This window comes from Klebsiella sp. KTE92, from assembly GCF_000398905.1.
Taxonomy (GTDB): Bacteria; Pseudomonadota; Gammaproteobacteria; order Enterobacterales; family Enterobacteriaceae; genus Klebsiella; species Klebsiella variicola.
Map to the genome: position 1 here is coordinate 1,976,688 of NZ_KB976100.1, position 13,495 is coordinate 1,990,182.

General features: G+C 55.7%; 13 protein-coding genes. 9 read left to right on the top strand and 4 right to left on the bottom strand.

Annotated features, from left to right (window positions below):
• The first annotated feature begins 33 nt into the window (after positions 1-33).
• Together A1WC_RS0125020 and A1WC_RS16030 are read left to right on the top strand one after the other, a co-directional pair.
• Positions 34-731 (top strand): IS1 family transposase gene (locus tag A1WC_RS0125020; RefSeq protein ID WP_227525708.1). Its coding sequence is split into 2 segments (ribosomal slippage): positions 34-283 and positions 283-731, totalling 699 coding nucleotides; the frame shifts between segments, so codons are not numbered across the junction.
• A 531-nt stretch (positions 732-1,262) separates the two neighbouring features.
• Positions 1,263-1,895 carry a hypothetical protein gene (locus A1WC_RS16030; RefSeq protein ID WP_016160693.1) on the top strand — a complete coding sequence of 211 codons (633 nt, stop codon included), beginning with the start codon at positions 1,263-1,265 and terminating at the stop codon, positions 1,893-1,895.
• Here A1WC_RS16030 and A1WC_RS27885 read toward each other — a convergent pair.
• Positions 1,874-2,062 (bottom strand): hypothetical protein, encoded by a 189-nt coding sequence (locus A1WC_RS27885; RefSeq protein WP_032691162.1) that lies wholly within the window; start codon positions 2,060-2,062, stop codon positions 1,874-1,876. The genes A1WC_RS16030 and A1WC_RS27885 overlap by 22 nt on opposite strands.
• 467 nt (positions 2,063-2,529) lie before the next feature.
• Here A1WC_RS27885 and A1WC_RS16025 point away from each other — a divergent pair, with 467 nt between their 5' ends.
• Positions 2,530-3,216 carry an EAL domain-containing protein gene (locus tag A1WC_RS16025; RefSeq protein ID WP_016160694.1) on the top strand — a complete coding sequence of 229 codons (687 nt, stop codon included), beginning with the start codon at positions 2,530-2,532 and terminating at the stop codon, positions 3,214-3,216.
• A 129-nt stretch (positions 3,217-3,345) separates the two neighbouring features.
• On the top strand, positions 3,346-3,756 hold the full coding sequence (locus A1WC_RS16020) for a Spy/CpxP family protein refolding chaperone (RefSeq protein ID WP_016160695.1): 411 nt from the start codon (positions 3,346-3,348) through the stop codon (positions 3,754-3,756).
• Between the two features lie 75 nt (positions 3,757-3,831).
• Here the strand turns inward: A1WC_RS16020 and A1WC_RS16015 are convergent, their stop codons facing one another.
• Positions 3,832-5,334 (bottom strand): UbiD family decarboxylase, encoded by a 1,503-nt coding sequence (locus A1WC_RS16015; RefSeq protein ID WP_016160696.1) that lies wholly within the window; start codon positions 5,332-5,334, stop codon positions 3,832-3,834.
• A 120-nt stretch (positions 5,335-5,454) separates the two neighbouring features.
• On the opposite strand from A1WC_RS16015, the gene A1WC_RS16010 reads away from it, so the two are divergent.
• Positions 5,455-6,345 carry a LysR substrate-binding domain-containing protein gene (locus A1WC_RS16010; RefSeq protein ID WP_008807694.1) on the top strand — a complete coding sequence of 297 codons (891 nt, stop codon included), beginning with the start codon at positions 5,455-5,457 and terminating at the stop codon, positions 6,343-6,345.
• 6 nt (positions 6,346-6,351) lie between these two features.
• Here the strand turns inward: A1WC_RS16010 and A1WC_RS16005 are convergent, their stop codons facing one another.
• A complete protein-coding gene (locus A1WC_RS16005) occupies positions 6,352-8,136 on the bottom strand; it encodes a diguanylate cyclase (protein WP_016160697.1) in 1,785 nt (594 codons plus the stop codon).
• A 73-nt stretch (positions 8,137-8,209) separates the two neighbouring features.
• The gene (locus tag A1WC_RS16000) at positions 8,210-9,418 is read right to left on the bottom strand and encodes an HD domain-containing phosphohydrolase (RefSeq protein WP_016160698.1); all 1,209 of its coding nucleotides are present in this window, start codon (positions 9,416-9,418) and stop codon (positions 8,210-8,212) included.
• 308 nt (positions 9,419-9,726) lie between these two features.
• On the opposite strand from A1WC_RS16000, the gene fraE reads away from it, so the two are divergent.
• The 4 genes from fraE to A1WC_RS15980 all read left to right on the top strand — a co-directional run bounded on the left by fraE (position 9,727) and on the right by A1WC_RS15980 (position 13,464).
• A complete protein-coding gene (gene fraE, locus A1WC_RS15995; RefSeq protein WP_016160699.1) occupies positions 9,727-10,770 on the top strand; it encodes a fructose-asparagine asparaginase in 1,044 nt (347 codons plus the stop codon).
• Positions 10,771-11,427: 657 nt separating this feature from the next.
• Positions 11,428-12,342, top strand: coding sequence for a kdo(2)-lipid IV(A) palmitoleoyltransferase (gene lpxP, locus A1WC_RS15990; protein ID WP_008807690.1), 915 nt, complete (start codon positions 11,428-11,430; stop codon positions 12,340-12,342).
• An 89-nt stretch (positions 12,343-12,431) separates the two neighbouring features.
• Positions 12,432-13,070: a leucine efflux protein LeuE gene (gene leuE / locus A1WC_RS15985; protein ID WP_016160700.1), complete on the top strand. Its 639-nt coding sequence runs from the start codon at positions 12,432-12,434 to the stop codon at positions 13,068-13,070.
• Between the two features lie 130 nt (positions 13,071-13,200).
• On the top strand, positions 13,201-13,464 hold the full coding sequence (locus A1WC_RS15980) for a DUF2534 family protein (protein WP_004203731.1): 264 nt from the start codon (positions 13,201-13,203) through the stop codon (positions 13,462-13,464).
• Positions 13,465-13,495: the final 31 nt, after the last annotated feature.

Sequence of the window (13,495 nt, forward strand, 5' to 3'; positions counted from 1 at the left end):
TTTAGTGTACGATGGTGATTTTAAGGTGCTTGCGTGGCTTCCATTTCCATCAGATGTCCTTCCTGCTCCGCTACTGAAGGCGTGGTGCGTAACGGCAAAAGCACTGCCGGACATCAGCGCTATCTCTGCTCTCACTGCCGTAAAACATGGCAACTGCAGTTCACTTACACCGCTTCTCAACCCGGTACGCACCAGAAAATCATTGATATGGCCATGAATGGTGTTGGATGCCGGGCAACCGCCCGCATTATGGGCGTTGGCCTCAACACGATTTTACGTCACTTAAAAAACTCAGGCCGCAGTCGGTAACCTCGCGCATACAGCCGGGCAGTGATGTGATTGTCTGCGCTGAAATGGACGAACAGTGGGGCTACGTCGGTGCTAAATCACGTCAGCGCTGGCTGTTTTACGCGTATGACAGGATACGGAGGACGATTGTGGCGCACGTCTTCGGTGAACGCACTCTGGCCACACTGGAGCGTCTTCTGAGCCTGCTGTCGGCCTTTGAGGTCGTGGTATGGATGACGGATGGCTGGCCGCTGTATGAATCACGCCTGAAGGGAAAGCTGCACGTTATCAGCAAGCGTTACACTCAGCGCATTGAGCGACATAACCTGAATCTGAGACAACATCTGGCAAGGCTGGGACGGAAGTCACTGTCGTTCTCAAAATCGGTGGAGCTGCATGACAAAGTCATCGGGCAGTATCTGAACATAAAACACTATCAGTAAGTTGGAGTCATTACCGATTATTCAGCAGGATGACAGTGGCGCCTGATATAAGATGATGCAATGTCATTAAGGATACGGTGGGGCGATATTATTCCATGTTGTTAAACCTGTGGCCGCGCGTTTCTCCTGGATGCCATGGGGGCGCGGGGCAACCCTGCGGCGCGGGTTGATGATAGACATTTTATGATGACAAATTGATGACAGTAAAATGAACGTACAATAGCGCCGGGCTTTCTTTTGACTAAATAAATTTATTCGGTGGCTGTTAAGGCAGAACTTAACTACTTTATGGTGAGGGGCGTCATTCGGCGATGGCTAACAGTGAGGGAGCAACGATGCAATTACTTGATTTATTCGCAGGTTTATTGTGGTTAAGCAGCGTTATTTTCCTGCTGTATCTCCTTGATGTGGTCATCACCCGTTATCTGTATCGTAAATAACCGGGAAGGGGATGCGCGAGGACGCTCGGCATAGGGTACTGCGCCAGAGGATGTTATTATGACGCCGGACTGATTCAGAAAGGAATGCGCGGTGGCCGGGAGAATTGATTACGATATTGAAAAATACCAGTTTACCGAAGCCGGTGAGTCGCCACGGCTCAGAGCGCAGTGGCGTGAGGTCTATCTGGAGTGTCGTCAGCAGCAGGCCGGGGCTGAGGAGCGTCTGCGCATTGCGCTATTGAATGTCGACTATGTCACCAGCTTCGAATTGCCTTTTCGCCTGCTGCTGGTGCGCGCGCCGCAGCTGATCGCCGACGTGCGCGATCAGCTGCAGCTCAATCGTAAAGCCGCCGTTTTCAACGGCAAACGTTACGGTTGTGTCTACAGTCTGAAGCAGGATTTACAGCCGATTCCGGAGTCCTTCCATTACCACCTGTCAAACCGTATCCGTCGCGTCGATCCGCAGGGACCGACGGCAGCCCCGTACCAGCAGATTGCCCGCGAGATAAAGCCGGCCCGGGAGCGGCTTCGCCATGCGTTACTTGCCGGCTTGCCGGTTACCGCGCTTGATGCGCTGTTCTGGTTCGGCAGTCAGCGGGTGGCGGCGGACATTGCGCAATTGCGCCGGTCCGGCATGGGAATTGTCACGGAAGAGGTGGAAGCCTGCGATAATCTGTTCAACACCACCCGGCGAGTACCGGTTTATCGTCTGACCAGTAAATGATGCGGCGAGCCTTCGCCCAGTCGTTGCTTCGGCAGGCAGCTCACCATTGCCCCGTCAAACCAAACGCACTGCATGCTGCCGGTGTGCCGCGGCGCAGGGCCCAGCCATGCGCTGGCGATGAGCATGAATAGCATCAGCCCCAGCGGAATCACGTTTATTTTTTTCACTGCCTGTCATCCACTTCACTCTTCTTCGCTGCAGGATAGCGGGAAAATATGACGTTTTGTCGACTGAGTCACACTTTTTTGTTGAGGACTCATGGCATGCCAGGCGAAGCGGCGCCTCAGGACGCAGCGTTATTCATATTCGGCATAATGATATTACTAAAACTGGCGGCTTGTATTTTTCATTTTTATTACCCCTCTCTTTTTTTACCTGGCAGCACAAAGCGTGAGACGACCAGGCTTTACGCAGAATACTCTGGTAACTGTCTGGTTTGAAACAATATTTTAATTGACTTTTCAGAGGGAGTTACAGCAGTGGCTAATTTATATTAATTCAATTTACCGATCAATAAATTATATCTTGATAGTTTTTAACTATCGAATGATTATTATCGATCACTTTAAACTATTTTTGTTGGCGGAAAATATATGACATGCTTTAACCCTTTCTTATTTTTGGTATTTTTTAAATGGTTGAAGAAAACGTGAAAAATACCTCTTATCGCTTCGTTCTGGAGCCCGCTATTAGCGATGACGGCAGCTACCACTCGTGGGAGTTGCTTACTAAAGATATTATAGCACCCGCACAAAATACCACCTCTGCGTCGACGTTTTCTTTCTCCACGCTTACCGAACGCGATAAGCTTGCTCTATTTATTCGGCAAATCGAGTTACTTTCTGTATTTGATTTCGCCCGGGTCGATAATAAGCCGATATCGCTGAACATTGATGATTTATTAAGCCACTTTATTCTGACGGATCGCTATCTCTGTGATTTCCTGCGCTCCTGTAAACACATTGCTCTGGAAATAAATGAGAACTTTCACGAGTTTATCGCCGGACGTGAGCTGACGGCGCTGAGCACGCTGGCGGCGCTTTGCCCGGTCTGGCTGGATGATTTTGGCCGCGGACGGACGTCCTTCCCGCTGCTGGAGCGCTTCCGCTTCGATTGCGTCAAAGTGGATAAAGATTACTTCTGGGATAAAGAAAACGACCCCGCTTTTCCCGGGCTGTTGCAATCTATTCATACCCTGACCAGCCATGTGATCGTTGAGGGGATTGAAACCGAAAAGCAAAAACAGTTAATCAGCGCCGCCGGGGATATCATTGGACAGGGCCGTTACTGGAAGGATGAATATATCTTTCTGTGCTGCTGACCCGGGATCTGATTTCTGTTTCTTACCATCCTTTTTTTATCCAGTTTTAAATTAACCCTTTGTTACAGATAGTCTTTATTAGCGCAGTGATAATCGCCTCTCATTTTCTTTTCTGAAGGATCATTCACTGTGAATACTCGCTTGCGTAACACCCTGCTCGCCATTGCGCTGACCACCTGCTTTACGGCAGCCAGCCAGGCGTCGACCTCCGCCGATGTACCGTCTGTCTCGCAGGATCCGGTCGTCCAGCACCTGAAGCTGAGTGAAGAGCAGGTCGCCAAAATCCAGGCGCTGCGTCAGGGATTCGAAAACAATGTAAGCCAGATTAAAATCAGCGGCTATCAGGATGGTGCCCTGGCAGACGTTATTCACTCCGGGAAATGGGATGACGCTAAGGTCAAACAGCAGCTGGCCGCCTTTGGCCAGCTGGACCAGCAGGTGCGGTATTATCGTGTGAAATACTACTTCGACGTGAGCCAGGTGTTGACCCCCGAGCAGCGTGAGCAGGTGAAAAAAGACCTCTCCGCCGCGATCAACTAACCCTGCGTCAGCCACCCGCTGCAGGTAATGCTGGCCCGGAAGATGCCGCCGTGCTCCGGCGGATACCACCTGATTTTACTGACCGTGGTTTTTTTCCAGCCGGGCAAAATACTCTGGCGCAAACGGACGCGGATCGACATCGGCAAACGGTGCGCGCTCGAAGTGTGATTTCAGCGCCCACGGCACCGTGCAATCGAAGATTGTCTTGCAACTGATACCCTCTCCGCGGATCGACGGGCTGTATGCCGGGGTCTGGGAAGGATCCAGCTGGTGACCACGGATGCCGGGGATTGTCGTGATGCTGACATCCCCCTGCATACGGGTGGTCATCGCCCACAGGATATCGTCGCTGTCAAAGATATCGACATCTTCATCGACCAGAATGATATTTTTCAGCTCGGAATAGGTCGCCAGCGCTACCAGCGCGGCCTGCCCCTGACGCCCTTCGTCGGCGGGCTGGCGTTTTTTCACCTGCAGGATCCCGAGGAATTTACCGCCGCCCGCGGTGTGGGCGTAGACATTTTGTAAAAAGCCCGGGATAGCAGCCTCGACAGCATTCCAGATACTGGCTTCCGTTGGCAGTCCAGCGAGGGTGGTATGCTCTTCGCCCGGCCCTACCAGCGTCTGCAGAATCGCATTGTTTCGCATGGTCACCGCTTTGACTTTAATGACCGGCAGCGACGGATTGGCGCCGCCGCAGTAACCAGGAAATTCCGGCATCGCGTGACCGCTGTTGGTGTGCTGATCCTCTCTGACGCGTACCCCCGGCAGCAGTTCCCCTTCGATAACGATCTCGGCGCGAGCGATGGCTTTCTCCGGGACGCTGACGCCCTGTACCAGCTCTACCGGACGCTGACGCAGCGCACCGGCGACGCCCAGTTCGTTATAGCCAAACGGGGTGGTCGGCGCTTCAAAGCAGGCGCCGATATAGATAGCCGGATCGAGTCCCATATTGATGGTTATCGGCAGCGGTTTGCCGGCGGCCTCGGCTTTCTGACGAAACACTTCGATATGGCGGCCTGCGGCGAGAAACATCGACAGCTCATCCCGGCCCTGGACGCACAAGCGGTGGATGGTGACGTCGGTGAGCGAGGCGTCGTCGGGATCGCTGGCCAGCGCCAGGCCCAGGCAGAAGAAGGGACCTGCGTCGATCGGGGTGTTGGTGGGCGCCGGGAGCAGGGTGCGCAAATCAAAATCCGGATCGTCGGCCAGAAAGACCTGTTCCTGACAGGGGGCGCTGCTGGCCGGAACGACCACCGGCGCGACCGGTTTTTTCACCGCTTTGCCTACCTCCAGCGCCAGCTGTGAGGCTTCGCAGCCCAGCAGCAGTGCGGCCCGCTGGCGGCTGGCGTGCATGCCCACCAGAATGCGCGAGTGCGGATAGCCCTTAATATTGTTAAACATCATCGCCGGGCCGATGCGGGTGGGGCGCTTCACGGTGCCGCCCGCGCCGATGTGGCGATAGACGCCGGCCAGCTCAGCGTTAGGGTCAACCGGATGATCGGTTTCGAGGTACTGATTGTCATGCTGTTGTAGCAGCGCGATAGCGTCGCGCAGATCCTGAATCGGTGCGGTCATGATGTTCTCCTTAGCGTGTCGATGCGCACAGTATGCTTCGCAGGCTAATGGTTATCAATTGCATCATTCATGCATTATTGATAAGATTTTTATTATTAATTTACTTCGCGGAGTTCGGCCATGTCCTTGCGAGCGTTACGCCATTTTGTGGTCGTTGCTGAAGAATTACATATGCATCGGGCGGCAGAGCGGTTACATATCGCCCAGCCCGCCCTCAGCCAGCAGATTAAACAACTCGAGCAGCGCCTGGGCGTGGTGCTCTTCTCCCGCGCTAACCGGCGCCTGACCCTCACCGCCGCGGGCGAGGCCTTCTTGCAGAAGACGCGGCTGGCGCTGGAGATGGCCGATCAGGCGGTCCTGGACGCCCAGCGCACCGCGCGAGGCGAGCAGGGGCGATTGCATCTGGGCTATGTCTCCAGTGCGATGTATGACAGCAAACTGCCGGGGCTCCTGCGCGAGCTGCGCGCTGACTGGCCGGGGATTGAGCTGTCGCTGGTGCAGGGGGATGTGCAAATGCTCTACGAAGCGCTGCTGGATCTGCGTCTGGATATCGCCATCATCCGCGCGCCGCTGGCGTCACCGCCGGACGCGCTGGTGGTCAGGCCATTTGTGCGGGAAAAACTTTGCCTGGCGCTTTATCAACAGCATCCGCTGGCAGGCGTGGGGGCGCTCAATCTGGCCTCGTTGCGCACTGACAACTGGATCTCGCTTGACGATCCGCAGGGCACCGGACTGGAGCAGGTATTTATTGACGCCTGTCGCGTCGCGGGTTTTACGCCGCAGGTGGTGCAGCGAATTAACGATGTCACCTCGATGATTAGCCTGGTCTCCGCCGGGGTGGGGGTGGCGCTGGTGCCGGTCTCGGCGCGGGCCTTACGCCTGGATAACGTGGTGTATATCGATCTCCAGGATCGGCTGGCGGAGAGTGAGCTGAGCATGGTTTACCACCGCCATTTCCGTTCGGCGGTGGTGCGGAAAGTTATCTCACTGCTTAATGCCGCTGAGCAATAATCCCGCTTAGCGGGTCTTCAGGCGGCCAAAGCTGACAATCCTTGAACGGCCCAGCTCTTTCGCCCGGTACAGCGCGGCGTCCGCTGCGCGCAGCAGGCTGTCGCTTTGGGTGTGCTGCGGGTAGCTGGCGATGCCAATCGACACATCCACCTGGCCTATCTCCGTCAGGCCATCGCGCAGCGTCATATTGTGCACCTGGGTGTAGATCTCGCTGGCGCACTGGTGCGCCCCGGCTTCGTCAATCCCGGGGAGCAGCACTAAAAACTCCTCGCCGCCGTAGCGGAAAGCCATGCCGATATCGCGCACCGCGCGCTGCACAATGGTCGCGACGCTCTTAATCACCAGATCCCCGGCTTCATGGCCGTAGCGGTCATTGATGGCTTTGAAGTGATCGATGTCGATCATCAGGCAGCTCAGCGGGGTGTGGGTATGGACCGCCAGCGCCATCTGCGAGTGCAGCGCTTCATCAAGATGATGGCGGTTACGCAGGCCGGTCAGCGAATCGAACAACGCTTTTTCCAGCAGGGCGCTGCGTAAACGCTGATTGGCGAGCGCCAGCCCCAGCGCTTCGGCCATCAGCTCCAGGTAAGCCCGGGAAGGGGCGTCACTGGCGGTGACGTTCTGAAAGCTCAGCAGACCGATCGCTTCGCCCTGGGCGATGAGCGGTACGCAGAGCGACTGGCCGGCGTGCGCCTCCGGCAGATGATAGCAGGTGATATCGGGCTCACCCTGCACCGGCGGATGGCTGAGTCCCCGCCGTATCGCCCAGCAGTCGTCGGGAGCAAAGGACGTCGTCTCCCCGGCGGGCGACAGCCACTGCGCCACGCAGCGCATCTGCCATGGATCGGTATCCAGAATATACAGTTTACCGGGGATCGTCGGGGCGATGTTCGGCGCGAACAGCTCCGCCACCTTAATCACATCCTCTATGGTTTCACAGCCCTGCAGACGCTGGGTCATACGCGCCAGCAGTTCACGGATCGCCCAGTCGGCGTCGCGCTGCTGCTCCAGCTGCTGGCGGGCCAGGCCGTTCTCGCGAAAAATGCGGATCGCCTGGGCCATATCGCCAATCTCATCCACCTGGGTGAAGTGCGGCGTCTCCACCGCATAGTCCTGGGAGGCGAGACGCTGCACCACGTCGCTCAGACGGACCACCGGGTACAGCACCCGGCGTTTGAGAATGAAGCCGAGGACAAACAAAAACATCAGGGCGGTCAGGCCGACCATGATTTCCGACAGCGTACGCCAGATCCGCGAGCGCTCGGTGGCCTGGTCGATAGCGATGGCGGCGCGATGCTCAAGCATCTGACGGAAGCGATCGATCTGCGTCTGCATGCGCTCCAGTTCGGTCTCATACGCTTTGCCGTACAGCACCGCGATGGCCGCTGGCGCATCGCCGCGGGCGACATGCGTCAGGGCCGCCTGCTGTTCATCCTGAAGCTCATCGGCGATCCGCAGACCATCCTGGAGTAGCGCCAGCTCCTCGCGGCTGGCGCCGTTATCTTTCAGTCCGGCCAGCCGCTGCTCAATGCTTTTGTCGGTCTGCTGCAGTAGCTGATACTGCGTAAGCGTCTCCGGCGAAGGCTTAACCACGTACAGCCGGGCGAGGTCAGACAGCGCCCAGGCGTCGTTTTCCACCTCGTCGGAGAGGGTATCAAAGACCTGGCGCTGTTGTACCGCCTGGCGTTCGACGCGGTCGGCGCTGGAGGCCATAAGCATGGCGCTGCCGGATGCCAGCGTCAGGCCGACGGTGATCCCGTAAGCCCAGTTGGTGATGGTGGCGATTCTCACCCTGTATTTCCTTGCATGCAGATGAAGCTGTTTTAATTATAGAACTCGCCCCCCGCCATGACGGCGGCCTGCCTCAGGGGCGGTGCTCGCTGCGGGGGTGTTCGAGGGTCTGAAGAATGATGGCGTGCAGCGTTTCCGCATGGTGGCGCAAAACGAGAAAGACATCGCTATCCAGAGCGCCATTTATAACATCCGCTTCCATAATCTGTAAGGCCTCCTGCCAGGCCATTCCTTTACGATAAGGGCGATCTTCGGTCAGCGCGGTGAAAATATCGGCGATAGAGATAATACGGTCGGCGAGGGTCAGATGATCTTTTTCGAGATGCAGAGGGTAGCCGCTGCCGTCCAGTTTTTCATGGTGATTCGACGCCCAGTTAATGATGTCGCCGAGCTCGCTGTAGTCGCTGAGGATCTCGCCGGTCATATAGCTGTGCTCGCGCACCTGGTTCAGTTCGTCCTCATCCAGTTCGCCCTCTTTTTCGAGGATGGAAAGCGGGATAGAGATCTTGCCGATATCGTGCAGATAGCCGGCAATCTGAATTTGCTGGCAGATGGGCTCCGGCAGTTGCATCCAGCGGGCAAGCTGGCGGGCGATTTCCCCCACCATGATGCTATGGGTGGCGGTAAAGCTGCTGTAGGTGTCGACTATTTTGGCAATCAGCAGGCAGATATCTTTCAGACCATGAATATCCAGATACAGCGTGTTGATGGGACCAATAATTTCCAGCAGCCGTTGAATATGGCCGGGATGAAGGTGCTGCCAGAAGTTCGCATTTTCAGCGACCTCGCACAGCATATCGCACAGCGGCGGATCGATCTCCCGGTGCAGGGAGACGAACTGTTCCACCACCGCCCGTGTGGGCCAGCCGGCCACGTGACTCCCGGCAGGCAGCAGCCGTTCAAAGGCATCGGCGAAATAGACAATATGCTGTTCGCGGCTACCCCGGTGGTCCGGGCTAAAATGGTGATCGCGAATGAAGGGGACAATGGGCAGAAAGGTCACTAACCCTTCCAGCATCGCCGCCCCCTGGCGCTGATGCGGATCGTGGATGTTATCGATGGCATTCAGCGAATGAATGGTGCGTTTATCTCCCAGCACGCCGATATCGTGCAGCAGCGCGGCGCAAAAAATGGTCTGCTGTCGCTCGGCAGGCAGCCCCAGCCTTTGCGCCAGCGTCAGGGCGATTAAGGCCGTTCGTTGCATATGCCGGTGCAGTTCAGGGTTAATGATCTGAATGACTCTGGTCGTCAGCATTAGCGCTGATTTCAGGGCAATACGCATTTCTGTTCTCCGTACGCGTTACCTGGCGGGCAAAAATGACCTCGCGGGTGACGGAAGTGTCGATAATCTGATCGCAATGCGTGTTGTGTAGTTGGCTGCTGAACAGGTTAATACCCAGAATGTATCAGGTTCATAGCGCTGCCCGATTCAGAGCCTGCCGTGCACCAGATTTGGGCGATGTTGATGCGAGAACCTTATTATTGTCTGATAGTTAACCATTTCCCCCCCAAAAAATAAATAAATTCTGGCAAGCCCTTTGCATTAAGCAAGCGTTAGTTTGATTAATGTCTATGAAGGGAGTGACCTGTATGAATTTTAGAGCATTACTTACCATTGCGTTACTGACGATGAGCAGTCTGGCATTTAGCGAGACGCGTCTACCGCATATCGTTATTTTAGCCACCGGCGGGACGATTGCCGGTTCGGCTGCCAGCAATACCCAGACAACGGGTTATAAAGCCGGGGCGATTGGCGTGCAGACGCTGATTAACGCCGTGCCGGAAATGAGTAAAATCGCTCATGTCGAGGGCGAGCAGGTGGCGAATATCGGCAGTGAGAATATGACCAGCGACATTATCCTGGCACTCTCGAAGCGGGTGAATGCGTTATTGGCCCGGGATGATGTCGATGGCGTGGTGATCACCCACGGCACGGACACCCTCGATGAAACCCCTTATTTCCTCAATCTGACGGTCAAAAGCAACAAGCCGGTGGTCTTTACCGCGGCGATGCGTCCGGCGACGGCGATCAGCGCCGACGGGCCGATGAACCTGCTGGAAGCGGTCACAGTCGCCGCCGATCCTGATGCCCGGGGTCGCGGGGTGATGGTGGTGCTGAACGACCGCATCGGCGCGGCGCGCTTCGTCACCAAAACCAATGCCACTTCGCTGGATACCTTCCGGGCGCCGGAGGAGGGCTACCTTGGCGTCGTGGTGGGCGGAAAACCCCAGTTCGAGACGCGCGTGGATAAAATTCACACCCTGCGCTCGGTGTTCGATGTCCGCCAGCTGAAGACCCTGCCGAAGGTGGTGATCATTTATGGTTATCAGGACGACCCGGAGTATATGTACGACGCGGCGATCGCCCATCATGCCGACGGTATTATCTACGCCGGAACCGGGGCGGGGTCGGTGTCGGTACGTAGCGCTGCGGGCATCAAAAAAGCGCAGCAGGCGGGCATCGTGGTGGTTCGCGCCTCCCGTACCGGCAGCGGCGTCGTGCCGCCGGATGACAGCCAGCCTGGGCTGGTGTCCGACTCCCTCAACCCAGCGAAAGCGCGTATTCTGTTGATGACTGCGCTGACGCAAACGAAAGATCCACAGCTGATCCAGCAATATTTCCACACCTACTGATCCTCTGCGGCCAGGGCGTCGCTCACGCCTTCGCTGCGGTTTGCCCCACAGTGACCCGATGTCGGGTCACTGTCTGCGCTAAACGCCGCGCTTTATGCGTATAAGGCGTAAAGAAATATTTTTTTTACGGCGGGTGTGGGTGGTATTAAAGTGCAAACAACTGGCAAGACGCTTATTTTTAAAGCATCTTTAAATAAGTCTATTCTTAATTATTCCCTTAAGGCGATTTTAATATTCCTTATGCCGACGGATAAAAAATGTTTCACTCTGAAGCGGGAGTGCTTTAATTCTTTCGCGGTACAGACGACGATCTTGTGGACGCGGGCGGGCTGCGGGCCACGTGGCTGAGCGGGCTCAGTCCCCGGCAGACAAGGCGTTCTCGCGGCGGGTTTCGGTTATGCCTGTTAGTAACGCTGATGATTAGCGTGAAAATGATATGCACGATGAATATATTAAGAAGAGGATAAGATTTAAGTTTACATTTGGTAACATTTGTGCCGCAATTATGTTTTTTTGTCAGCAAGTTGTTTTTTACTTGCCGGAGGGAATTTCAGCGGATTAGTATTGTCGAACTTGCTGTACGTACCGCCTAATGATGATAAATGGATTCTGTTTTCCTTAAGCGTTACCACATAATTAATGTTTACAGGAAAAATCATGGCCTGCGTATTTAATAAACAACTTTTACACCCGCGCAACTGGCTGACCTGGTTTGGGCTCGGCATCCTCTGGTTAATCGTGCAACTGCCTTATCCGCTGCTGCATTTTATTGGCACCAGCGCGGGTCGCCTCTCCCGACGCTTTCTCAAACGCCGCGAACATATCGCCCGGCGCAATATTGAGCTCTGCTTCCCGGACATGTCGCCGGCGGCGCGCGAGACCCTGATCGATCAAAACTTTATGTCGCTGGGAATGGGGCTTATCGAAACCGGCATGGCCTGGTTCTGGAGCGACGAGCGGGTCAAAAAATGGTTTGATGTCGAAGGATTTGCCAACCTTAATCATGCGCTTAGCGGCGGCAAAGGGGTGATGGTGGTCGGTGTGCACTTTATGTCGCTGGAGCTGGGCGGGCGCGCGATGGGGCTGTGCCGTCCAATGATGGCCACTTATCGTCCGCACAACAGCCCGCTGATGGAGTGGGTGCAAACCCGTGGTCGCCTGCGTTCGAACAAAGCGATGATCGATCGCAACAACCTGACCGGTCTGGTGCATGCCTTAAAATCAGGCGAAGCGGTGTGGTTTGCTCCCGACCAGGATTACGGTCCTAAGGGCAGCGTGTTTGCGCCGTTTTTCTCCGTCCCACAGGCGGCGACCACCAACGGCACCTATGTTCTGTCTCGTTTATCGGGTGCGAAAATGCTGAGTATCAGTATGGTGCGCAAGCTGGATCGCCAGGGCTACAGCCTGCATATTAGCGAAGTAATGAATGATTATCCGGGTGAAGATAAGCAGATCGCTGCCGGCTATATCAACAAGGTGATCGAGCGCGAGATTTTGCGTGCCCCCGAGCAGTATCTGTGGGTGCACCGTCGTTTTAAAACCCGCCCGCTGGGTGAACCTTCCGTCTATTAACCTTCCCGCACAGGCTGCGCTTTCAAAATCCCGACAGTTGGGGTAACGTGAGCCGGATCATGTTTTAGTCGTGCGCGAAGGAGTGCAGAGTGTTCGCTGAGTTTGGTGTTCTGAATTATTTGACCTACCTGGTCGGGGCGGTGTTTATCATCCTCGTTCCTGGCCCTAATACGTTTTTTGTGCTGAAGACGGGCATTGCCCACGGCGTGAAGAAAGGCTATCTGGCAGCGGCGGGCGTCTTTATTGGCGACGCGGTGCTGATGTTTCTGGCCTTTGCCGGCGTGGCGACGCTGATTAAGACCACGCCGGTGCTGTTTAACGTCGTCCGCTACCTCGGGGCGATCTACCTGCTGTGGCTGGGGGGTAAAATGCTCTACGCGGTGCTGACCCAGCGCGATGGCCAGGCCGACGCCAGCGCGGAGCCGGCGAGCGCGATCCTCAAGCGCTCTCTGACCCTGAGTCTGACCAATCCGAAAGCGATTCTGTTCTATGTGTCGTTTTTCGTGCAGTTTATCGATGTCAACGCCAAAGAGCCCGGCGTGGCGTTCTTTATTCTGGCGCTGACCCTCGAGGTGATTAGCTTCTGCTATATGAGCTTTTTGATCCTCTCCGGCTCGTTTGTCACCCGCTACGTTAAAACCCGCAAGAAGCTGGCCAAACTTGGCAACAGCTTGATTGGTCTGATTTTCGTTGGGTTCGCCGCGCGCCTGGCTACCCTGCAGTCCTGATCCCCTCGGGCCGGTTACCCGCTGACCGGCCCGCCGTCTCTTATTCTGCCCTGTAACAAAAACCCTTCATTTTTTATTGCATTGGTGTTACATATACAGCCGTTTATCGCTCAGCAAAAAGGAAGCCCCGATGATTCTGCAAAAACTCCTCAGCAATAAAAACTGCAAAAAATACTGTCTGTCGCTCGCGGCGGTGTTTGCTATCGCGCTGGCGGTGGTGGGGCGGGCGACCTTCGGGGGCGTGGTGAGCGAGTACAATATGCCGTACTCAGAGTGGACGACGTCCATGTTCTTCCTGCAGGGGGCGATGGTGACGGTTTACAGCATTGTCTTTACCGCGCTCTTCGCTATTCCTCTCGGCTTTATTTTCCTCGGCGATGAGCGCCAGGATTAAGCGTCAACGGGCGAACCATGGTTCGCCCTGT